The organism is Oceanobacillus sp. FSL K6-0127 (assembly GCF_037983385.1).
Taxonomy (GTDB): Bacteria; Bacillota; Bacilli; order Bacillales; family Amphibacillaceae; genus Oceanobacillus; species Oceanobacillus profundus.
On the sequence record NZ_CP150287.1, the window covers coordinates 1,846,795 to 1,870,166 of the forward strand.

Genomic DNA, 23,372 nt, shown 5'->3' on the forward strand with positions numbered 1-23,372 from the left:
TCAAACTATATGAAGGAGCGGAATTAATTGAAGAAAGTAGCAATTATTGGTGGAACAGGTTATGGAGCAATTGAGTTAATCAGGCTGTTGCAGTTGCATGAAAAAATACATGTAAAGAAAGTTATTTCCCATTCTCAGCATGGAGATTCGCTTGCTTCCATTTATCCACATTTGACGGATTTTATTGAAGAACCAATGGATGAGCTGCAAATTGATAAACTCGAAGAAGAAGTTGATATTGTGTTTTTTGCAACACCAGCTGGGGTGGCTAAAGATATTCTGCCACAGTTATTTAATTCAAAATTACAATGTATTGATCTTTCGGGTGATTTGCGTTTAAGTTCTCCAACGGAATATGAAACTTGGTACGGAAAAGAAGCTGCTCCACAGGAATTACTGGACCAAGCGGTTTATGGCTTATCTGAGCTTTATGCGGAAGAAATTAAACAGGCAAGCGTTATCTCTAACCCTGGATGTTTTCCAACATCGGCTTTGCTCGGCTTAGCGCCAGCACTGGAGCATCAGATTATATCACCACAAGGAATTAGTATTGATGGAAAGACCGGCATATCCGGTGCAGGAAGAACACCGACAGCTAAAACACATTTTTCAGAGACAAATGAAAATGTTACACCGTATAAAATCGGACAGCATCAGCATATTCCGGAAATTGAACAGTACCTATCGGATAAAGCAAAGACGCCAATTGCCGTAGCTTTTGCAACACATCTTATTCCTATGACAAGAGGCTTAATTTGTACCATGTATGGGCAATTGGTGAAGGAGACAACAACAGAAGAATTGCTTGAAATCTATCAATCTTATTACGAAAACAATCCATTTGTAAGAATACGAGAAGCGGGAGTTTTTCCTGCGACAAAGGATGTGTATGCAAGTAATTTTTGCGATATTGGAATTCATGTGGATGAGCGCAGTAATCAAATTATTATCGCTGCAGCAATTGATAATTTGGTTAAGGGAGCTGCAGGGCAAGCAATCCAAAATGCGAATTTGATGAATGGCTGGGAAGAGACAATGGGATTACACACAATACCTGTTTATCCATAGGAGGCGGAAAATATGACAATTACAATAGAAAGCAAGCTGCACGTATTAAAAAACGGGCATGTTACAAGTCCAAAAGGGTTTACAGCAGGTGGTGTACATTGTGGCCTTCGCAAAACAAAGCTGGATTTCGGATGGATTCATTCAGATAATCCAGCTGCAGCTGCTGGTGTGTATACCTTAAACTCCTTCCAGGCAGCTCCATTAAAGGTGACGAAAGAAAGCATTGAAAAAGAGCAGCTTATTCAAACGATAGTTGTTAATTCGGCAAATGCTAATGCTTGCACGGGAGAGCAGGGGTATAAGGATGCACTGGAAACACAGCGTAAAACAGCAGAAAAAATGGGAGTTGCGACACGTCATGTTGCTGTAGCATCAACTGGAGTTATAGGCGTACCACTGCCAATGGAAAAAATGAAAGCTGGCATTGAATTGATGGATAATCAGCATAGCCCGGAGAAGTTCGAACAAGCGATTTTAACCACGGATACCGTAACAAAACATATTGCCGTTCAATTGGAAATAGATGGTCAAAAAATAACGATTGGTGGAGCGGCAAAGGGATCAGGAATGATCCATCCGAACATGGCGACGATGCTTTCATTTATTACGACAGATGCTGCTGTGGAAGCTGCTAGTTTACAAGAGGCACTGCGTGAAGTGACGGATCAGTCATTTAACATGATTACAGTCGACGGAGATTGCAGTACCAATGATATGGTATTAGTGCTCGCGAATGGCAAGCAAAATAACAATCTACTGAATGACCTTCACCCAGAGTGGCAATTATTTAAACAGGCGCTGCAATTTGTCAGTAAAGAGCTCGCAAAGATGATTGCTCGAGACGGAGAGGGTGCAACGAAGCTCATTGAAGTTCAAGTCAGTGGAGCTTCAACGGCAACAGCAGCCGGTCAGGTAGCAAAAGCAATTATTTCTTCTAATCTTGTAAAAGCAGCCGTTTATGGGGCAGACCCGAATTGGGGGCGAATTGTTTGTGCGATTGGCTACAGTGAACAGCCACTCGACCCGCAAAAGGTATGTGTCTCCTTAGGTGATATCGAGGTAGTAAGGAACGGGCTCCCAATAGATTTTGATGAAGCAGAAGGAGAACTCTATCTTGGCAATGAAACGGTCGTTTTAAAAATTGACTTGCAAAATGGACCACATGAAGCAACAGCATGGGGCTGTGATTTAACGTATGACTACGTCAAAATAAATGCTTCTTATCGAACGTGAGGTGTAGTAATGAATATTCTTGTTTTGAAAATGGGTGGCAGTGTATTAGCGAAGCTTCCGGACTCCTTTTATGAAACGGTTGTAGCTTTAAAGAAACAGAACATATGTGAGCCGGTTATTGTTCATGGTGGTGGTCCAGAAATTAATCAAGCATTAAAAGAACTTCATGTTGAGAGTAAATTTGTGGATGGTTTACGTGTAACGACGAAGGAAGTATTGGATGTTGCTGAGATGGTAATGAGCGGTTCGATTAATAAGAAAATCGTAGCTAATTTGCAAAAACAAGGTGGTACAGCAATTGGCATGAGCGGTGTCGATTGTAAGCTTCTGCAGGCGGAGCCTATTGATGCGGCAGGGAAGTTCGGCTTAGTCGGTCAGGTAAAAGAAGTAAATGTGTCGTGGCTTGAAACAATCATGGAGCATGGAGCGATTCCAGTTATTTCACCGATTAGTATCGATGCAGCTGGTGAGCGTTTAAATATTAATGGGGATATGGCAGCAGCAGCCGTTGCCGAAGCATTAAAAGCAAAGCTAGCGTTAATCAGTGATATTCCGGGAGTAATGGAGAACATATCTGGAAAAGAGATCGTACATGGGCAATTAACGAAAGTCGAGATTGAAGAAAAAATTGCTTCGGGAGTTATTTATGGTGGGATGATTCCTAAAGTTCTCTCTGCCTTAAAGGGTTTATCTGGAGGAATCAAGGAGTCAGTTATTTTAAATGGCTTAGCACCAGAAGATATCAAAAAGTATATCGAAGGAAAACAAGCAGGAACGAAAGTAGTCATGAAAAAGGAGGAAGAGCAACATGTCTGAAGCTATGATTCAACAAACAAACCATTCTGTAATGCATACATATCAACGCTTTCCACTATCAATTGCAAAGGGGAAGGGAAGTTATGTCTGGGATCAAGATGGAAATAAATATTTAGATTATACTTCTGGCATTGCGACGTGTAATTTAGGGCATGTTCCGGATTCCGTTCATCAAAAGTTAAGTAATCAGCTTGATAATCTATGGCACTGCTCGAACTTATATGAAATTCCAACGCAAAATGAGCTTGCAGCGTTGTTAACAGAAAACAGCTGCTTTGATCGTGTGTTTTTTTGCAATAGTGGAGCAGAAGCAAACGAGGCAGCTATTAAATTTGCTAAAAAATACGCAAAGGATAAAGGTTACACCGAGCGTACGGAAATTGTCACATTCCATCAATCGTTTCACGGTCGTACTGGGTCGACGATGGCGGCAACTGCACAGGAAAAAATCCATCAAGGATTTACTCCCTTAACACCAGGATTCAGATATTTAACGCTAAACGAGGATAAAGCACTTGAATCCGTGAATAATGGAACAACTGCAGCTGTTTTACTTGAGCTTATTCAAGGAGAAGGCGGTATAAATGCAGTAGAACAAGTCTGGATTGAAAAGCTATCTGCACGTTGTAAGGAAGCCGACATTTTATTAATGGTGGATGAGGTGCAAACTGGCGCAGGTCGTACAGGAACGTTATTTGCTTATGAGCAGTTTGGGATTGAACCAGACGTCATGACATCAGCTAAAGGACTTGGATCTGGTTTCCCAATTGGAGCGATGTTAGCGAAAAAAGAATGTGCTAGTACATTTAGTCCAGGGACACATGGTAGCACATTTGGGGGGAATCCATTAGCAGCAACTGCTGGTATTGCAACAATAGAAACGATACTTAAACAAAATATTTTAGAACAGGTTAAAGTGAATAGCAGCTGGCTGCAAGAACAGTTGGAAGCATTGCAAGCGAAAGAAGAAGTAATGGTTAGTGTGAAAGGAATTGGATTTTTAATTGGTGTTGAATTAAAGGAAGAGGCTAACTTTTTTATTAAAGCATTCCATGAAAAGGGAATTCTCGTTTTATCTGCTGGTTCGCACGTATTGCGTATTTTACCTCCATTAACAACGACAAAAGCAGAATTGACCCAATTTATCGAAGTATTTAAAGAGGTACTAGTAGAGATGAAGGGAACTACAGTATGACAAAGGGCTATCTCATTCTGGAAACTGGTGAAGAATTTGTTGGAGACTGGATAGGCACTGAACAGGAGGTTAGTGGAGAGGTTGTTTTTAATACGAGTATGACCGGATATCAGGAAATGATGACAGACCCTTCCTATGCAGGACAACTGCTCACCTTTTGTTATCCAATGATAGGGAATTATGGCATGAATGCTTATGATGATGAGAGTCAAGGATTGGCCGTTTCTGCTGTTATTGTTAGTGACATGTGTGAAGAACCAAGTCATTATCAAGCAATGACTTCTTTTTCCGAGAGATTAAAGGCTGCCAGTATTCCTGGGTTAATGAATGTGGATACCCGCGCATTGGTTGGCGTCATACGGAAAAATAAAACGGTCAACGGAAAAATCATTTCGGAAAAACAAAAGAATGCACATGAAATGAACTGGGAAGCGCCAGATTGGCTAGCGGTTATAGAACAAGTTTCTGTTAAGAAACCGATTTCTTATGGAAGTGGACAGCATCACATTGTGTTGGTGGATTATGGCTATAAGAAATCAATTCTCGATCAATTGCTTGCTCTAGGCTGTAAAGTGACAATCGTTCCCTTCGATACACCATTTGAAAAAATAAAGGAAATCGAGCCAGATGGGGTTTTACTTAGTAATGGACCTGGAGATCCGCTAGCATTGGCGCGATATTTTCCGGACATAAAGCGTATAACTAAAAACTACCCAACCCTTGGAATCTGTCTAGGACATCAGCTTCTAGCATTAGCCTATGGTGGAAAAACAAAGAAGATGCAATACGGTCATCGTGGAGGGAATCATCCAGTTAAAGATATGCAAACAGGGAAAGTGTGGATGACGTCACAAAATCATGGCTATGTCGTAGAGAAGGATAGTCTTTCCAAGCAAAACTTTGATATCTGGTTTCAGAATGTGAATGATCATTCGCTGGAAGGGATAAAACATCGGCAACTTCCGGTTCAATCTGTACAGTTTCATCCGGAGGCTCACCCTGGACCAAGTGACACAGCTTATATTTTTCTGGAATTTATTCAACAAGCAGCAGCTAATAGACAGAAGGGGGCAATTATTTATGCCGAAGCGTAAAGCAATAAACAAAGTAATGGTGATAGGATCTGGTCCCATTGTGATCGGTCAGGCGGCCGAGTTTGATTACGCAGGCACACAAGCATGTTTAGCTTTAAAAGAAGAAGGAATTGAAGTTATTTTAGTAAATAATAATCCTGCAACGATTATGACAGACGACGGGGTTGCAGATCGTGTCTATTTAGAACCACTCGATGTAGGTACATTGGAGAAAATTATTGCAAAAGAACAGCCAGATGGTTTAATTGGTAGTCTTGGTGGGCAAACGGGTTTGAATTTAACGGTTGAATTGTCTGATAAGGGAATTCTTGATAACTATCATGTGGAGCTATTAGGCACTTCGGTTTCTTCCATTAAGAACGGAGAAGATCGGGAATTATTTCGCAGGTTAATGATTGATATACAGGAGCCGATTGCAGACTCAAAAATCATTCAATCGGTTGAGGAAGGTCTAAGTTTTATCGAGGAAATTGGATTTCCGGTTATTTTACGTCCTGCCTATACACTTGGTGGTGAAGGCGGAGGATTCGCCTATCATAAGGGAGAGTTTGTGAGTTTGCTGAAACAAGGCCTTGCATTAAGCCCGATCCATCAAGTGCTTGTTGAAAAAAGCATTAAAGGATGGAAAGAAATAGAGTACGAAGTAATGCGCGATGAAAATGACACCTGTGTTATCGTATGTAATATGGAAAATTTTGATCCAGTTGGTGTTCATACGGGAGATTCGATTGTGGTAGCACCTTCTCAGACGCTCTCAGATGTGCAATATCAAATGCTTCGTACTGCATCATTAAAGGTTATCCGGGCACTTGATGTTGTCGGAGGGTGCAATATACAATTCGCACTCCATCCAACATCTAATGAATATATCATTATTGAGGTTAATCCAAGGGTTAGCAGATCTTCTGCATTAGCTTCGAAGGCCACTGGTTATCCCATTGCTCGGATTGCTGCTAAATGTGCGATTGGCTACACACTTGATGAAATTTTAAACCCGATAACAGGAAGTACATATGCCTCTTTCGAACCCGCATTAGATTACATCGTTGTAAAGCTTCCCCGCTTTCCATTTGATAAGTTTACGGAGGCGGATCGAACACTCGGTACACAAATGAAGGCTACAGGTGAGGTAATGGCAATTGATCGTTCGTTTGAAGGGGCACTTCATAAAGCAATTCGGTCACTGGAATTGAACTTATATAGTTTACATTTTCCTGGTATGGATCAGAAAAATATACAAGAACTTCTAGACCTGATTGAGATTCCTAATGACCTTCGGCTATTTGCTATCGCGGAAGCATTTAAACGAAAGATTTCAACCGAAACAATTATGGAATTAACGAAAATTGATTATTGGTTCCTGCAAAAGATAAAGCGAATCATTGATTATGAGCAAGTGTTAGTAGCATATCAATTAGCAACGATTCCAGTAGATGTGCTAAAAAAAGCAAAGCAATTGAATATGAGTGATCATCGAATTGCGGAATTACTCGGCACAACCCCGAAGGAATTAAGGGAAAAATATAAAGTGAATGGTATGCAGCCTGTTTATAAATTAGTGGACACGTGTGCAGGGGAGTTTGATGCAGTTACTCCATACTACTACTCCACTTGGCATGGTCATGATGAGGTCCTGACAACTGCTAACAAAAAGAAAATACTTGTTCTAGGTTCTGGCCCAATCCGAATTGGGCAAGGTGTTGAATTTGATTATTGTTCCGTTCATGCTACGTTAGCATTAAAGAAAATCGGCTATGAAGCAGTTGTAATGAACAATAATCCAGAAACAGTGAGTACAGATTACTCTGTGGCAGACCGTTTATATTTTGACCCGTTAGCATTGGAAGATGTGCTTGCTGTCATTGAAAAAGAGCAAGTAGCAGGGGTGCTTATTCAGTTTGGTGGTCAAACAGCTATTAATCTGGCAAATGATTTGAAAGATGAGGGTGTCCATATACTTGGAACATTACCAGAACATATTGACCAGATGGAAGACAGGGAACAATTTTATAACTTTTTGAATGAATTAAGAATACCCCATATTGCAGGACGAATTGTACATGAATTGGATGAACTTCCATCCCTAGTTCATGAACTAGGATTTCCAGTGCTGATTCGACCTTCCTACGTTATTGGCGGTCAGTCAATGTTTATTTGCTATAGCGAGAAAGAATTGTATCAATATACCTCAAGAATTCAACAGGATACGAATGATCGTTGCTGGCCGTTGTTAATTGATCAATACTTACCTGGCTTAGAATGTGAAGTTGATGTTGTAAGTGATGGCAAAGAGGTTGTGATACCAGGAATTGTGGAGCATATTGAGAAGGCAGGTATTCACTCTGGTGATAGCATAGGTGTATTTCCGCCTGTCACCTTAAGCGATAAGACGAAGGAAGCTATCGTGGAAATTGTCCAAAAGATTAGTAGTAATTTACCGGTTATCGGAATGATGAATATTCAATTTGTAATTCATCAGGATACGATTTATGTATTGGAAGTTAATCCACGATCGTCCAGAACGGTTCCAATCATAAGTAAAGTAACTGGTGTCCCAATGGTTGAATGGGCAGTAAGATCGCAACTGGGTATACCTCTAACGGAAATTACAGATGAAGTTAATTTAATGAAGGAACCAGAATATTATACGATCAAAGCTCCTGTATTTTCTGCAAGTAAGCTAAAGGGTGTAGACCATGTGCTTGGACCAGAAATGAAGTCAACAGGAGAAATTATCGGAATAGGATATGATAAAAAAGAAGCATTAAAAAAGACAATGATACGTACACATCACCTAGAAGAACTAACAAAGCCGTTCCAATTATTTGTCTCGATCTCAGATCGGTTAAAACAAGAGAGTCTTCCCATCATTCGTGAATTCTCTGATCGTGGTGCTATTATTACGGCAACAGAAGGGACGGCTAAGGTTATTGAAGAAAATGGAATGGTAACAAAAAGAATTGTCAAAAGCAAAAAAGATATTCTAAATCATTGGCAAGATAATCCACCGCATATTGTACTGAACATCCCGAATCAAGGAAGGGAAAAAGAGAAAATTGGCTTTTTAATTCGTGAATTATCGGTACGCTTTCAAGTTCCGTATTTTACGAGTCTTGAAACGTTAAATGTATTTGCAGGCGGGTTAAATCAAGCTTTACATGAAAAAGAGATATTATCTTTACAGGAGTATTTGAGTGAAAGTTTCCGACCGGAAAAAAATATAACAAAGTAAAGTTAGGGCAAGCAGTTGGTTCCTGAATGTGGGACCGACTGTATTTTTTTGACATGGAAAAGTATAAACAGTTATAAAAAATCGCTCTAACGAATGTCAAGTTTTCTAATTAAATGTGAAGTGATTTATCCATATTTTTACCTATTTATCTGTTGTGAAGGATAAATTTGTAGTATAATAGTTATGTTATTTTCAAATAGTTGTGAATTGTAGTAACTCTTTTAGAGCATTAACGATGAATGGAGGCGTACGTTCATGGCTAGTGAACGGATTTTACTTGTTGACGATGATACAGATATGCAAATGGTACTAAAACTGTATCTTGAAAAAAGTGGATATGTTATTTTTACAGCAGAAGATGGTATTCAAGCGATTGCTGTAATTGAGGATAAAAACCCAGAATTGATTATTTTAGATGTTATGATGCCAAACCTTGATGGCTTTGAACTATTACCAATCATTCGCAAACATACAGATGTACCAGTCCTTTTGTTTAGTTCAATCGACGACGACATGAATAAAGTGCTTGGTCTTGGAATAGGTGCGGATGATTATTTACCTAAAACAACGAGTATGCCTGTGATGATTGCGAAGATAAAGGCTCATTTAAGGCGCAGTCGAGCAGTTGAAGCGAAGGTAAGGCCAGTAGAAAAAACAAATTCCGCTATCATTAGCTATCCTGGACTTGAAATTAATTTGACAAGTGCAGTAGTTAAGGTGAACGGATCAATTGTGAAACTATCAGCAAAAGAATATCAACTATTATGTATTCTGGCACAAAATCCAGAGCGTATTTATACAGTGGATAAATTATTTGAACTCATTTGGGGTGAAGAAAGTCTAGGAGACTTTCGAACTGTCATGGTACATTTAAGTAAATTACGAAAAAAAATCGAAAAAAATCCAGATGAACCACAGTATATTCACACATTACGTGGGATCGGTTACAAATTCGCTGATCTTGCTCACTAAAGGTTTTTCCTCTTCTATCGCTAAATGTTTAAGCAGTTGACGCACTTCTGAAGGACTTAATCCTATATATTTTGCTTGTTTCATTAAATTAATCCAATCCTGGTCATACACGTTAGAATGATTTGACGGTAACTGTACATTATTTTCCAATGAAGACCCTCCTTGCACTTTATATAAACAGAATAATAGCAAGAGTATAAATTGCGTTAAAGATTAGTTGAAGTTTCCTTTAAGTTTTCTTAAATACCCCCTTAACTATAAAGGAGCGTGGATTACCATGTTTGAACTGCCTGGTTATCGGATTTTAAATGTACTGATAGACAATGAATCTTGGATTCTATATAAAGCTATTTCACTAAAAGATGAAAAAGTTGTCGCGATAAAGGCAGAAAAAAACCGTTCGAGAGTTGAAATTTCACATGATTTTTATATTGCAAAGGATTTAAATAGTGAGTATATTTTACGTCCACTTCATATAGAGAAATATGGAGAAGAAATGTATATCATCACAGAACCCATACAAGGTGAAACGTTAGAGACGAGAATAGAAAGAACAGCGGGTCCTTTTGATGTAAGGAGCTTTCTTAAGATTGCAGCCAAATTAGCTGGTGTTGTTTCACATTTACATCAAGCACATATTATACATAAAGCTTTAAAACCTCAAAATATTGTTCTTCAACCGAGATTACATGAAGTAAAATTAACCGGATTTCATCACGCGACAACATTTTCAAAAGAAATACAGCATACAAATGGTAGTCCATATCAATTTAGAGAGCTAATCACATATATGTCTCCAGAACAGACTGGAAGAATGAATCGTGCGTTAGATTATCGTACAGATCTTTATTCTTTAGGGATTATTTATTATGAGATGATAACTGGAAGACTGCCATTCTCATCAGAACACCCTGCTGAACTCATCCACGCGCATCTAGCGAAACTGCCAGAAAGTCCGCGTTCAGTTAATTCAGCAATCCCAGAACCAATTTCTGCTATTATCCTACGATTGTTAGAAAAAGCTCCTGCGTACCGTTATCAGCATGCGAAACGACTAAAAGATGACTTAGAAAAATGTCTAAAACAGCTGGATGAAACTGGTGATATACAAAATATTGAATTAAGTGATCAACGATCTGAGCGTATTTACGAAAAATCAAGAAGATTATATGGTCGTGCACAAACCATCGAGCAATTAATCAAAAGCTTTTATCGTGTTCAAAAAGGAAGAACAGAACTGGTGCTTATCCCTGGTCCGTCCGGTGTAGGAAAAACATCTGTTGTTCATGAGCTGCATAAGCCATTGGTAAAGGAAAAAGGATATTTCATTTCGGGGAAGTTTGAACAATTAGAAAAACAAATTCCTTATGCTCCAATTGTATATGCATTCCAAGGGCTGCTCCGTCAGATTGTATCAGAAGGTAAATCTAGTATGGAGCAGTGGGGGAGAAGATTAACGGAATCGTTAGGACCCTCTGCAAGCGTAATTGCGAATTTTATTCCGGAGCTTCGCTGGTTAATTGGGGAAAATGGCGAGGTTCCAGATTTGCCCCCACAAGGAGTTCATAATCGTTTTCGGCATGCGATCAGAAGCTTTGTGCGTGTATTTGCAACAAAAGAACATCCACTTGTATTATTTTTAGATGATTTGCAATGGGCTGATGAGGCAACATTGGATTTACTTGATTATCTAGTAAGCAATCCGGATGATCTGTATGTGTTAATTATTGCTGCATATCGAGACAATGAAGTTCATGTCGGGCATCCATTTGAAATCATGTTAAACAAGCTGCAGAAAAGGGATGTCGGCATTACCTTTATACGAATAGCGACATTACTTGCTCAGCATGTTCGTGAATGGGTTAGGGAGGCGTTTTCGTTAGGGGAGGATGACATAGACTTTCTTGTGTCATTTATTTATCGAATTACGCGAGGGAATCCGTTTTTCATCGTCCAAGTAATTCAAACACTTCTAGATGAAAAGGTAATTGAATTCCGAATGGAAAAGAGTGAATGGATACTCAACAGGGATGCAGTAAAGCAGATGCCGATGTCAGACTCGATTATTGATTTCGTATTAAAAAGTATTGGGAGATTACCAAAAGAGACGATTGCCATTTTACAATTGGCTTCCTGCTTTGGAAATCGATTTAACCTCAAGGCATTAGCCAAAATAGCAAACAGAACCTATTTAGAAGTGAGTAAAAGTTTAAGGGATGGACTGGAAGCTGGCCTTATCCTGCCAATCGATTCTAGCTTTAAGTGGGTCTATGAGGATGCTGATTCAAATATCGATCAGGGGTACCCTCCAAGCTATGTATTTGTACATGATAAAATTCAACAAGCCTTTTACACAACGCTTTCAAATGAAAAGCAAATGAAAAATCATCAGCTTATCGGTTTAGAGCTTGTCTATTTATATGGTAAAGCGGGACTAAAATCGCATATTTTTGAGATTGTTAATCATTTAAACCAAAGCAGAGTCCTTTTGACCGAAAAGCAAAAGTTAAATTTAATTGAATGGAACTGGATGGCGGGGGAGCGTGCTAAGAATAGAGCTGCATCTGAATCCGCATTGAATTTCTTTCGGATAGGCAAAGAATTACTTCCAGAAAAACGATGGAGCGCCGCTTATTATCCTTTAACATTTAAAATAATGACAGGGCTTGGAGAGGCCGAGTACTTAAATCATTTATTTCAAGAGGCCGAGAATACATTCGAGGAAATTCTAATAAATGCGAAGACAATTCAAGAAAAGTTACAGATTTATGACTTGAAAATATTACTGAATGTTCATATACACGAGGTGGAAAAAGCCACAAATGCTGGTCTGGAAGGATTGAGTCTAGGTGGGTGGAATTTCAAAAGTAATGCGACAAAGATGGATGTTGCAAAAGAATATCTACTCACGAAGCTTGCGCTAAGAAAGAAAAAGGAAACGGATTTACTGCAGCTTCCGGTTGTGGAAGATAAACTTGTGCATGCCTTGATGCGCACGTTAATTAATTCAAATGCACCAACCTACCATTGGAATCAAAACCTAGCCACCATCTTAATGCTGCGTGCACTGCGATTAACATTGAAATACGGAGATATGGATATTACGGCTCTTGTCTACAACAATTATGCTTTGACACTGAGTGCAGGATTTAACGATTATGATAGCAGCTATCGATTTGGCAAATTAGCCATGAAGCATTTGGAAAAGTTTCAGGATAATAGTTTAAAAGCCCGGGTTTACTTTGTATTTGGCAGCTTTGTTAACCATTGGAAGAAACCGATTCGCGAAAGTCTCGTCTATTTAGAGCAGTCACAGCAGCTTTGTATTGAGTCAGGTAATCTCCATCTTGCTGGAGCTAACAGCTCTTTTATTGCAATTATTCTATTGATAAAAGGTGATCATTTAAACGATGTAAAAAAAGGAATTAAACGGCAGCATGACTTTGCAAAACAAAATGAATATATCATTTCAGATGATTTTTTGGATGAAACCATAGATTGGATTGATGTATTAGCAACTAGGACTGATCCGGTAAACTGGGATTTTCCAGATTTTACAAATGATGTATCTGCAAAAATTGTACATTACACAATCAGGCTTCAAATGACATACCTACTGGATAATGAAGATGCTGCATTGGCTATTATGGAAAAACTAGAATCGATTGTCGATCGTACACTTATTCTTGTCATTGCCCCTGACTATTATTTTTATCACGCATTATGGTTAACGCGACTCATGAGAAGAGGAAAGTTGTCGAGAAATCAAGGACGGCAAAAGCTATTTAAAAGACTAAAAAAGATGAAAATGTGGGCAAAGAACTCCCCAGCTAATTATCGGCATAAATATTTACTATTGGAAGCTGAATGGTTGCACGTAAATAAAAAAGAGCGAGCGATTTATCTTTATAATCGTGCCATACGATTTGCGACGGAATCTGGGTTTATACAAGATGTGGCGATTATCAATCACTGTGCAGCAGAATTTTATTTAGCAAAGAATTTATCAAAATCGGCAAAACCATATCTCGTTGATGCGTATGTTCATTACTTAAAATGGGGTGCAAAACGAATCGCTCATAATTTAGCTGAAGCTTATCCAATCCTTAATCACCAGGAAGGAGAACGTACCTTTAACCTTGAACACCCTCATGAATCGATTGATATGAACACATTATTTAAAACCTCTCGGCTAATTGCTGATGAGGTAATGTTCGATCAATTAGTAGAAAAATTTATGGATCTAATGGTAATTAATGCTGGTGCCGAACGTGCTTTTCTTTTATTGAAGGAAGATGAATTACTTCAGCTTGTTGCAAAAAAAAATGTGCAAGATGAGATTACATTATATAAAAAACCAAAACGGGTGGAGATGTTCCGCGATTTTTCAGAAGCGATTGTTCATTACGTTGCAAATACAAAGGAAGTCGTTGTGTTGGACGATGCTATGAATCAAGGGGAATTTACGAAAGACCATTTTATTAAGCAAACAGAAGCAAAATCAATTCTTTGTTTACCAATTGTGTATCATCGTAAGTTGACAGGTATCCTTTATTTAGAGAACAATCAATCTACAAATGTATTTACTAGAGAAAGGGTAGTTTTGTTAACTTTATTGGCTTCGCAAGTTGCAATTTCTATTGAAAATGCTTATTTGTATGCGAATTTGGAAACCACAGTAGAGGAAAGGACTGCCTTGTTACATGCTGCAAATGAAAAATTAAAGAATGCTAATATTTCCCTAGAGCATGCAGAAGCAGAGCGTACTCGATACCTTTCAACTATTTCACATGACTTACGCTCGCCAATCGCTGCAATTCAAAACTACGTTGATGCCATTTTAGAGGGAATTATTGAAGAGGAACAACGTACAGAGTACCTTCAAATTGTTAAGAAGCGTGTAACTGCTTTAAATGGTCTTATTCAAGATTTGTTTGATTTAGCACAATTTGAATCTGGTAATGTCTCCTTTGCAATGGATGTGATTCCTATTGATAAACTGTTTCTTCATTTATGCAGTCAGTTTGAATTAGAGGTTAACATGAAAGGACTAACCTTTAGATCGGAATACTCTGGTCGCATAGGATCGGGCTATCCGCTAGTTGAAGTGGATGTACAACGAATCGAGCAAGTCATGGGGAATCTCATATCCAACGCAATGAAGCATTCGGACGAAGGTGAAATAGCATTAAGGCTATCATTAGAGAATACAGGTGAAGCCGTTATTTCAATTGCGGACGAAGGACGTGGTATTGCAGCCACCGATCTCCCTTATATATTTGATCAATTTTATACAAAAGCAAATGGAAGCAAAGGGGCAGGGCATGGGCTGGGATTAGTTATTTGCAAGGAAATTATGCAGGCGCATCAAGGAAGAATTTGGGTGGAGAGTGAAGAGGGAAGAGGAACAACATTTTATCTCTCTTTAAAGGTATGGGAAGGTTCGGAATCCGAAGAGGAGATGAAGGTGCTACAATTGGAATAGCTGATAAATAAATGCAGTGGTCCTCTTTGCGACACACTGCATTTATTTTTGCACCGTATTTATAGATATTTCTCAAACCAATGACAAATTTGATCAAGTCTTGCTATGCGCATGATAGGTTGACCACTTCTACTTAATTCATGAGTTGCTCCAGGGAAACGAACAAACTCCACTTCCTTACGTAGGTGCTTTAATGTAATAAAAAGCTGTTCACCCTGTTCGATTGGGCACCGGAAATCACGTTCACCATGCAGTATTAATAATGGTGTTTCGATATTATTTGCGTATTTTAGAGGAGAAATATCCCAAAGTTTGGTTGGATCATCGAGCAAGTTTAAGCCGTGTTCTCCTTTCGTGAAGAAATATCCAATATCACTCACACCATAAAAGCTGAGCCAATTGGAAATCGAACGTTGGGTGACAGCAGCTTTAAAGCGATTCGTATGACCAACAATCCAGTTTGTCATAAATCCACCATAGCTTCCCCCTGTAACGCCAAGTCTTGTTTCATCGATAAAGCTATAGTTTTCTAATACATAGTCCACAGCATCCATTAAATCCGAATAATCGCCTTTTCCATAGTTGAATCTAACGGCATCAACAAATTTCTGACCATATCCATGGCTTCCCCGTGGATTCGTATAAAGAACGACATAGCCTTTTGCTGCTAAAAGCTGCATTTCATGAAAGAAAGTTTGTCCATACATCATATGTGGCCCGCCATGGATTTCCAGGATGAATGGATATTTTTTCGTTTCATCAAAGTCATATGGGCATAATAACCATCCCTGGATTTCCAATCCATCTTGTGCTGTAAAGGTAAGTGCTTCTGGCTCGGAAATCGCTACTTCCTGAAGGAACTTCTCATTCGCATTTGTTAATCGCTCCAACTGTAAATCCTTGTTAAGCTGGTAGAAATTGCACGGATTAGTGGGCGTACTAATCCCAAGAATAAAAGACTCGGCTTCTGGGTGATACGTAAAACTAAATACATGATTATTATTTTTATATAGCACGTTTAAGTTTCCGTCCAATGTTGCTTGATAAAGACCTGTGGCGCCAAAGTCTGTTGCAATGAAAAAGATTCGATTCCCGTCTGCCGACCAGATGGGACCCGTTGTTGCCGCGCCAAGTCGTGTATCACCTACCATCACATCACCGAGTTGTATGTCCCAATCGTTGCTGAGGGGCGTACGGCTTTTAGTTGTTACATCAATTAGAAACAGTTTGCTTAACGTTGCAGTGCTGTATTCAAAATCGTGACCAAAGCAGGCAATCTTATTACCGTGAGGGGAAAATTTAGCGTTGTAATAACTGCTTTTTCCATTCGTTAATTTTGTTACTTCTTTTGTCTCCAAATGGAGTGTGAACAAGTCACTAAAACGTTCATAGTCGGCATCCGCATCGAAGTTAGCAGTAAATAAAATGGTGCTCGCATCTGGAGAACTATCTTGAAAACTGTGATCTGCATCTTTTGTCGTTAATTGTGTGAATGCTTTTGTTTCTAAGCTGTATTGGATAATTTGCGTTGTTTTATTATCGTGAAACCCGTTTGCATCTGACTTATATTTTAATCGATTGACGACAAGGGGCTGCTTCGCATTATGCTCCTTTTCCTTTTGTCGCTCTTCCGTTGTCAATTCTTTTTGGTCCTCAATATGATCTCCTTTGTCAAGAGAAGCATGAAAGAAGATGGATCTTCCATCTTTTGACCATAAAGGACTATAGGCGCCATGCTTAAATGCGGTTAATTGTTTTGCTTCTCCACCAGCTTTGTTTATTAGATAAAGCTGCGAAATACCACTGCGCGTTGATTGGAAGACCGCAATTTTCCCATCTGGTGAAAAATGAAGGTTATCGTTTTTAGTATTCTCAAAAGTCCATTGCTTTGCTTCAGTTTCGTCAAATTGTTGAAAATAAAGCTGTGATTGATACTTGTTTTCTTCATTAATTGTTGTGGAAACATATGTAAATGCTTTTCCATCAGGTGTATATTGTGGATCGCTGTATACTTCGATCTTTTTTAGGTCTTCTGATTTAATCGATCGTTTGGTATGAACCATAGAATTTCCCCCTAATTTAAAATTGTCATTCAAAGAGGAGAGAATGCTCCTCTTTGAATGAATTTTCACTTTATAAGAACTGTCTATTAGTTTAAACTATTTCGTGTTACGAATCAATTAGGAAATTCGGCGAATGAAGGTGACTATAAATGTGATGTATACTTATCATACATACGAAAAGTGACCCGAATCCGGGTCACTTATGCATTAAACTGTATGTTTTGTATTGTTTTCTTGTATCTTAGCATCCGTCTCATAAGCTTCTTGTAATTGCCGCGTTATCTTTCCTGGCTTTCCATCAGCAATGTCCAGATTATCTACTTTTACAATTGGTGTAATCTCAGAAGTGCTGCTTGAAAGAAAAAGTTCATCAGCGAGACTAATTTCTTCCACTTCAAAGCTTTCCTCAATGAAGGGAATATTTAATTCACCAGCAAATCTCTCAACTGCCATTCTTACACAGCCATGGAGAATATTTTTGTTAGCAGGGTGTGTATAGATCGTTCCGTCCTTTACCAAATATACATTTGAAGAGCTGCATTCGGTTACCAGCCCATCCTTATGGAGAATCGCTTCATAGCAGTTATTTTCCTTAGCAGCTTGCTTTGCTAATACATTCGGTAATAAATTTAAACTTTTGATGTAACAGTATTCCCATCGAATATCTCTTTGTGTAATTGTTTGAACACCATTTTGTAATAACTCCAAATTTCTCGGCTGGTCTCCTACATATGCATAGATATTAGGTAGAACATCAGCAGGAAAAATATGATCACGTGGGGCAGATCCACGTGTTACTTGTAAGTATACCTTACCGTCTGTAGTCATTTTATTTCGTTCAAGCAATTCTAGTAATAAATGTGTTATTTCTTCTTTATTGAATGGTAATTTTATTTTAATTGCTTCAGCAGATCGAAATAAGCGATCCACATGCTCATCGAGTAAATAGTAAGTTCCGTGATAGATTCGAATTACTTCATATATTCCATCCCCGAATTGAAGACCACGCTCTTCAAATGGATAATGTAAATTATCACGGTGTGTAAACTGGGATTGTGTCATAATAATAGGATAAACAGACATACATAAAAGCCCCTTTCTCTAAGTACGGGTTCAAGAAGGGCAGAGGACTAAAATGTTTCCTGTCACATACCTTTTGAACATCCGTTTTTAAAAGCCTATTCCTAGTTTATAGCCTCTATCCTCTAAAGTAAATAATGAATTATTAGAAATTATTTAATAAAGTTTCGTCTTTATAGCAAAGGTTTCTCTTGTCAATTAAATTTTTTGTAAAGAAATGTTGAAATTACTATTGATTTGTTAAGAAGAGGTTGTTATAATATTATCTGTTAGCGAAAAATGAATAATGATTTGCGGGTGTAGTTTAGTGGTAAAACCTCAGCCTTCCAAGCTGATGATGAGGGTTCGATTCCCTTCACCCGCTCCATACATATGTGATAACGCAGTGTTTCGTAAAAGTAGGATTACGAAGCGTTGCGTTTTTAATTTTCACGATATTTCCAACATCTTCATACTTGAATTTATCATTTTTTAAGTAGTATTCTATAGGAAATTAATATTTAAATGATGAGGGATCACGATGAAAAACTTGCTTCAGCAACTAAGACAACTGGATAATAAGAGCTATAAAGGTTATAAAAGCATTCAAGGTCATTATCAATTTGACGACTATGACTTATATATAGATTATGTACAAGGAGATCCATTTGCGACACCGTCCAAGATTCGGGTTGTTATATCAGGGAATAGACGTTCGATTCGTCCGGAATGGCTGCAAACCCGAACTCGAAAAGTAGCTGTAGAGGATGCAATTGCACGAGTTGTAGGGAAGGAAACGGATAGACAGTCTTTTTCCGTGAAAGGTTCAGGGAAAAGCGGTATGATTTTCTTTGATCGCCCTGGACAGGAAGTTTTAGAACGGACGGCATTGCAAATTAGTCCAAAGGCGATAACAATTTGTATTTCTGTTGGTCTACCCGCTAATGGTCGACGCATTAATGCAAGAGAAGCCGAGAAGCTTTTTACGGCAACAATCCCATCTATTATAAAAAATTCTATATTTAAAATAACAAATAGCGAAATAGAGACGGCGATAAAGCTGGCTGATCAGCAGGAAGCAATTCTTAATGAAATGAAGCGGCAAAATTGGATTGCTTTTATTGCGAATGGGTCCATACTTCCGCGGGAAAGCGGCATTCGGAATACACCGCTTAAACATGCTGTGCAGTTTCAAAGTCCGAAAGCGTCTGAGGTTTCTATAACAATTCCACACCAAGCACATCCGCTAAAAGGAATGGCGATTAAAAAGGGGATTACATTAATAGTTGGTGGAGGATATCATGGTAAAAGCACCTTGTTAAAGGCTATTGAACGCGGTGTGTATTTTCACCAAAAAGGTGACGGGCGGGAATATGTATTAACAGATCCAGATGCAGTGAAGATCCGTGCTGAGGATGGAAGACAGGTTACTGCTGTCAATATTTCCTCCTTTATTAATAACTTACCAAATGCACAAGATACAGTATGCTTTTCTACAGAAAATGCAAGCGGCAGTACCTCGCAGGCGGCTAATGTGATGGAGGCATTGGAGGCTGGGGCAAAAACACTGCTGATTGATGAAGATACAAGTGCAACAAATTTTATGATTCGTGATTATCGTATGCAACAGCTTGTTAGCCAAAATAAGGAACCAATTACACCATTTATTGATCGAATTAAACAGCTTTCTAATCAATTTGGTATTTCTACGATTCTTGTTATGGGAGGATCAGGTGATTATTTCTCAGTAGCAGATTCAGTTGTAATGATGGATGAATATGTCCCTTATGATGTAACAGATCGAGCGCGTGTGATTATAGAGAAGCATCCAATAGAACGTCAGGTACGTGCACAATCAGGTTTTAATGAAACAACCAATCGTTATTTTCAGCCTGAATCGTTAAAACTTGAAAAGGCAAATCGAATGAAAATACAAGCCAAAGGACTGTATCAAATTGTAATGGGGAAGACACCAATTACCTTTGATTATACAGAACAATTAATTGATTTATCGCAGACTCGTATGATTGCTGAAATAATACATTATTTGGCGCGTACAAATGACTTTAAGCATAAATCATTACATGAAGTCCTCGATGAGATAGAACGTCAGTTGGATGCTGTTGGTTTGGCTTCATTCACTGTATTTAAAAATCAGCATCCAGGGGATCTTGCACGTCCTCGCAGACACGAAATTGCGGCTGTGTTAAACAGGATGCGAACAGCAATTGTAAAACAAAAGTAGAAGGGAGGTTGTTCAGATGCGAACAGAGCAATTGAAACAGGAGATTATTGATTATGCGAAGGAGATTGGAATAGACAAAATTGGTTTTGCCTCAGCAGATGTATTTGGGGAGCTGAGAGAGCGATTAAGAAGACAGCAGGAATCGAACTTTCAATCAGGCTTCGAAAAAGGAAGTCTAGAAGAACGCACAGAACCACAACGTCTATTACCAGAAGCGCAGTCAATCATTTCCATTGCGATTGCCTACCCTTCTCGTATGAAAGACGCGCCAAGAAGTACAAAAGAGGAAAGGCGTGGATTGTTTGCCCGCGCCTCTTGGGGAATTGATTACCACGTTGTCTTGCGTGACCGTTTAGAAAAGCTCGCAGCTTTTATCCAAGAAAAGGTTCCGGAGGTTAGCAATAAAGTGATGGTCGATACCGGTGAACTTTCAGACCGTGCTGTTGCAGAAAGAGCTGGAATCGGATTTAGTGGAAAAAACACATCGATTATTACACCCGAATTTGGTTCGTTTGTCTATTTAGGTGAAATGATAACCAATATTCCATTTGTTCCAGATGACCCGATCGAGGATAGCTGTGGTGATTGCACGAAATGCATGGACGCGTGTCCTACCGGTGCACTTGTTGAAGGTGGTAGATTAAACGCACAGCGCTGCATTGCATTTTTAACTCAGACAAAGGATTTCTTGCCCGACGAATTTCGAACAAAGCTAGGAAATCGCCTATACGGCTGCGATACCTGTCAGCAAGTTTGCCCAAGGAATAAAGGAATTGATTCTCATATCCATCCTGAATTTGAACCGGAGCATGATTTGGCAAAACCCAAGCTTGAGCCAATGCTGCGGATTTCCAATCGTTCATTTAAAGAAAAATTTGGTCACATGTCCGGTTCGTGGCGAGGGAAGAAACCATTGCAGCGAAACGCGTTAATAGCACTTGGTCATTATAAAGATAAAACAGCCATCCCGGAAATGATTAGTGTAATGAAAGAAGATCCTCGTCCGGTGATTCGCGGTACTGCAGCCTGGGCTCTTGGGAAAATAGGAACTGTGGAAGCATTCCGAGCAATTGAGGCTGCTATGGAAAATGAAAAAGACGACCAAGTACTATTTGAAATGGAAAAAGGTCTAGAATTCAAGTATAAATCATGAATTAAATAATATTTTGTCATTGAAAGATTATGCCAAGCTTCCCCTCCATATACTTTTTGTGGAGGGGATTTTTTATGGAAGAAATAAAGCAGCTGTGGCTCGATTTTTTTCAAAATGAATCGGATGACGTTCCGGTTTGGTGGACACGTAAGCAGGCTTCTCTGAAAGACCGAGAAGCAGAAATAGTTCGGTTAAAAGTGAACGGAAAAATATTCCAAAGGCTCCATTATGATAACAGCACAAATTTCGATTATACATTACACCTTCGATATGTAATCAAACAAAAAGGACAGTTTCACGTAGAGGAGCAGCTTATACCATACCGCTTTCGATATGAGGATGGCGTTGTGAAGAATCACCAAGGAATTGAAAGAAAGACTGCTACAAATAGAAAAGGAATCGAACAAGAATTGAAAACGAGGATACAAGAGGGAGAAAGATTCGCTTATGATCGTTTAGCTGCTGTCCAATATGCGGAGCGTTGGTGGAATAGTTATAATCCAGAATATCGCGTTTTTGATGTTGACTGTACAAACTATGTATCACAATGCCTGCGTGCTGGAGGGGCACCAATGTGGGGAGTCCCTGTGAGGGAGCGAGGTTGGTGGTACCAAACGGATAATTGGAGTTTCAGCTGGGCTGTGGCTCATTCATTAAGATGGTATCTAAGTGGATCGAATCAGGGTTTAAAAGGAAAGGAAATGGAGCGAGCGGATCAGCTCATTCCAGGGGATGTAATTTGTTATGATTTCCAAGGAGATGGCAGGTGGGATCATAACACAATTGTTGTTGCCAAAGATGCCTATGGAATGCCACTTGTTAATGCACATACGGATAATAGCAGGAATCGCTATTGGTCCTATGAGGATTCAACTGCATGGACACCAGAGATTAACTATAAATTTTTCCGAATTGGGGATGATTAGTGCTATAATAGTAGGGTTAAAAATGAGGATGAAAATGACCGAGAAGTTTGAGGCGGCGAAGTTTTGAGTACCGGAACGTATGCAATTAATACGTGAGGAACGGAAAAGCAAGCCAACGAAGAAATTCGATGTGTCATTTTTACCGGAATTTTTTAACAACCTATAATAGTAGGGTTAATAAATTGTTAAGGAGAATGAATGTTGAGTTTACATGTCGTATTATATCAACCAGAGATACCTGCTAATACTGGAAATATTGGAAGAACGTGTTTAGCAACTGATACTACACTTCACTTGATTCGTCCACTCGGCTTTTCGACAGATGATAAGATGCTGCGTAGAGCTGGGTTGGATTATTGGAAACATGTCGATGTCCATGAGCATGATTCGATGGATCAATTATATGAGCAGTATCCAAAGGGTGTCTATTATTATATTGAAAACTTCGGAACAAAGCACTATTCTGATTTTGATTATAGCAAAAAAGAAGAAGATATATTTTTTGTTTTTGGAAGAGAATCAACTGGATTTCCGAAAGAGCTTTTAATCGGTAGAGAAGACCAATGCTTGCGAATTCATATGAATGATAAAGTACGGTCACTGAATCTGTCGAATACGGCCGCGATTATTATCTATGAAGCATTAAGACAGCAAGGCTTTCCAAATTTGATATAAGGTAAAAAAACCCGTTCGGCAAATAATGCTGAGCGGATTTTTTAGGATATGTTACTTTTACTTCATACCATTATTGGTTTTTCTTAGGCACCCCAGGTTTTGCTTCATAGCCAGAAGTGAAAAAAGAAACGACGAATGTTAGAATAACACCCATAA

Annotated in this window: 15 protein-coding genes and 1 tRNA gene; 13 read left to right on the forward strand and 3 right to left on the reverse strand. The window is 38.9% G+C overall.

Annotated elements, in window-relative coordinates:
- The first annotated feature begins 27 nt into the window (after nucleotides 1-27).
- From argC to MHH64_RS09370, 7 genes are all read left to right on the forward strand, one after another.
- Nucleotides 28-1,068 (forward strand): N-acetyl-gamma-glutamyl-phosphate reductase, encoded by a 1,041-nt coding sequence (argC, locus tag MHH64_RS09340; protein ID WP_340003125.1) that lies wholly within the window; start codon nucleotides 28-30, stop codon nucleotides 1,066-1,068.
- Nucleotides 1,069-1,080: 12 nt separating this feature from the next.
- A complete protein-coding gene (argJ, locus tag MHH64_RS09345; RefSeq protein ID WP_303448574.1) occupies nucleotides 1,081-2,301 on the forward strand; it encodes a bifunctional glutamate N-acetyltransferase/amino-acid acetyltransferase ArgJ in 1,221 nt (406 codons plus the stop codon).
- A gap of 9 nt (nucleotides 2,302-2,310) precedes the next feature.
- Complete coding sequence (argB, locus tag MHH64_RS09350; protein ID WP_095309834.1) at nucleotides 2,311-3,117, forward strand: acetylglutamate kinase; 807 nt, start codon at nucleotides 2,311-2,313, stop codon at nucleotides 3,115-3,117.
- Nucleotides 3,110-4,312 (forward strand): acetylornithine transaminase, encoded by a 1,203-nt coding sequence (locus MHH64_RS09355; RefSeq protein WP_340003126.1) that lies wholly within the window; start codon nucleotides 3,110-3,112, stop codon nucleotides 4,310-4,312. Before argB ends, MHH64_RS09355 begins: the two co-directional genes overlap by 8 nt.
- The gene (locus MHH64_RS09360) at nucleotides 4,309-5,406 is read left to right on the forward strand and encodes a carbamoyl phosphate synthase small subunit (protein WP_340003127.1); all 1,098 of its coding nucleotides are present in this window, start codon (nucleotides 4,309-4,311) and stop codon (nucleotides 5,404-5,406) included. Before MHH64_RS09355 ends, MHH64_RS09360 begins: the two co-directional genes overlap by 4 nt.
- The gene (gene carB / locus MHH64_RS09365; RefSeq protein ID WP_340003128.1) at nucleotides 5,393-8,638 is read left to right on the forward strand and encodes a carbamoyl-phosphate synthase (glutamine-hydrolyzing) large subunit; all 3,246 of its coding nucleotides are present in this window, start codon (nucleotides 5,393-5,395) and stop codon (nucleotides 8,636-8,638) included. The genes MHH64_RS09360 and carB overlap by 14 nt, the downstream gene beginning before the upstream one ends.
- Before the next feature lie 255 nt (nucleotides 8,639-8,893).
- A complete protein-coding gene (locus tag MHH64_RS09370; protein ID WP_095309824.1) occupies nucleotides 8,894-9,610 on the forward strand; it encodes a response regulator transcription factor in 717 nt (238 codons plus the stop codon).
- On the opposite strand, the gene MHH64_RS09375 is transcribed toward MHH64_RS09370, so the two are convergent.
- Entirely contained in the window at nucleotides 9,569-9,760 is a 192-nt protein-coding gene (locus tag MHH64_RS09375; RefSeq protein ID WP_340003129.1) for an anti-repressor SinI family protein, read from the reverse strand. The genes MHH64_RS09370 and MHH64_RS09375 overlap by 42 nt on opposite strands.
- A 127-nt stretch (nucleotides 9,761-9,887) precedes the next feature.
- Here MHH64_RS09375 and MHH64_RS09380 point away from each other — a divergent pair, with 127 nt between their 5' ends.
- Nucleotides 9,888-15,095, forward strand: coding sequence for an ATP-binding sensor histidine kinase (locus tag MHH64_RS09380; protein ID WP_340003130.1), 5,208 nt, complete (start codon nucleotides 9,888-9,890; stop codon nucleotides 15,093-15,095).
- A 59-nt stretch (nucleotides 15,096-15,154) separates the two neighbouring features.
- On the opposite strand, the gene MHH64_RS09385 is transcribed toward MHH64_RS09380, so the two are convergent.
- Nucleotides 15,155-17,158, reverse strand: coding sequence for a S9 family peptidase (locus MHH64_RS09385; RefSeq protein ID WP_251660605.1), 2,004 nt, complete (start codon nucleotides 17,156-17,158; stop codon nucleotides 15,155-15,157).
- Nucleotides 17,159-17,365: 207 nt separating this feature from the next.
- Nucleotides 17,366-18,241 carry a D-amino-acid transaminase gene (gene dat / locus MHH64_RS09390; protein ID WP_303448561.1) on the reverse strand — a complete coding sequence of 292 codons (876 nt, stop codon included), beginning with the start codon at nucleotides 18,239-18,241 and terminating at the stop codon, nucleotides 17,366-17,368.
- A 290-nt stretch (nucleotides 18,242-18,531) separates the two neighbouring features.
- On the opposite strand from dat, the gene MHH64_RS09395 reads away from it, so the two are divergent.
- The 5 genes from MHH64_RS09395 (at nucleotide 18,532) to trmL (ending at nucleotide 23,216) form a co-directional block, all read left to right on the forward strand.
- Nucleotides 18,532-18,605 (forward strand) — tRNA-Gly (locus MHH64_RS09395).
- Between the two features lie 153 nt (nucleotides 18,606-18,758).
- Nucleotides 18,759-20,462 (forward strand): ABC-ATPase domain-containing protein, encoded by a 1,704-nt coding sequence (locus MHH64_RS09400; RefSeq protein WP_340003131.1) that lies wholly within the window; start codon nucleotides 18,759-18,761, stop codon nucleotides 20,460-20,462.
- A 16-nt stretch (nucleotides 20,463-20,478) separates the two neighbouring features.
- Nucleotides 20,479-21,615, forward strand: coding sequence for a tRNA epoxyqueuosine(34) reductase QueG (queG, locus tag MHH64_RS09405; RefSeq protein ID WP_118888668.1), 1,137 nt, complete (start codon nucleotides 20,479-20,481; stop codon nucleotides 21,613-21,615).
- A gap of 74 nt (nucleotides 21,616-21,689) precedes the next feature.
- The gene (locus tag MHH64_RS09410; RefSeq protein ID WP_095309812.1) at nucleotides 21,690-22,541 is read left to right on the forward strand and encodes an amidase domain-containing protein; all 852 of its coding nucleotides are present in this window, start codon (nucleotides 21,690-21,692) and stop codon (nucleotides 22,539-22,541) included.
- A gap of 201 nt (nucleotides 22,542-22,742) precedes the next feature.
- Nucleotides 22,743-23,216, forward strand: coding sequence for a tRNA (uridine(34)/cytosine(34)/5-carboxymethylaminomethyluridine(34)-2'-O)-methyltransferase TrmL (gene trmL, locus MHH64_RS09415; protein ID WP_340003132.1), 474 nt, complete (start codon nucleotides 22,743-22,745; stop codon nucleotides 23,214-23,216).
- The last annotated feature ends 156 nt before the right edge of the window (nucleotides 23,217-23,372 follow it).

Coding starts and splice junctions, on each gene's coding strand:
- argB (WP_095309834.1), top strand. CDS start 2,311: ATGAATATTCTTGTTTTGAAAATGGGTGGCAGTGTATTAGCGAAGCTT.
- MHH64_RS09380 (WP_340003130.1), top strand. CDS start 9,888: ATGTTTGAACTGCCTGGTTATCGGATTTTAAATGTACTGATAGACAAT.
- MHH64_RS09370 (WP_095309824.1), top strand. CDS start 8,894: ATGGCTAGTGAACGGATTTTACTTGTTGACGATGATACAGATATGCAA.
- carB (WP_340003128.1), top strand. CDS start 5,393: ATGCCGAAGCGTAAAGCAATAAACAAAGTAATGGTGATAGGATCTGGT.
- MHH64_RS09410 (WP_095309812.1), top strand. CDS start 21,690: ATGGAAGAAATAAAGCAGCTGTGGCTCGATTTTTTTCAAAATGAATCG.
- MHH64_RS09360 (WP_340003127.1), top strand. CDS start 4,309: ATGACAAAGGGCTATCTCATTCTGGAAACTGGTGAAGAATTTGTTGGA.
- dat (WP_303448561.1), bottom strand. CDS start 18,241: ATGTCTGTTTATCCTATTATTATGACACAATCCCAGTTTACACACCGT.
- MHH64_RS09385 (WP_251660605.1), bottom strand. CDS start 17,158: ATGGTTCATACCAAACGATCGATTAAATCAGAAGACCTAAAAAAGATC.
- queG (WP_118888668.1), top strand. CDS start 20,479: ATGCGAACAGAGCAATTGAAACAGGAGATTATTGATTATGCGAAGGAG.
- argJ (WP_303448574.1), top strand. CDS start 1,081: ATGACAATTACAATAGAAAGCAAGCTGCACGTATTAAAAAACGGGCAT.
- MHH64_RS09400 (WP_340003131.1), top strand. CDS start 18,759: ATGAAAAACTTGCTTCAGCAACTAAGACAACTGGATAATAAGAGCTAT.
- MHH64_RS09355 (WP_340003126.1), top strand. CDS start 3,110: ATGTCTGAAGCTATGATTCAACAAACAAACCATTCTGTAATGCATACA.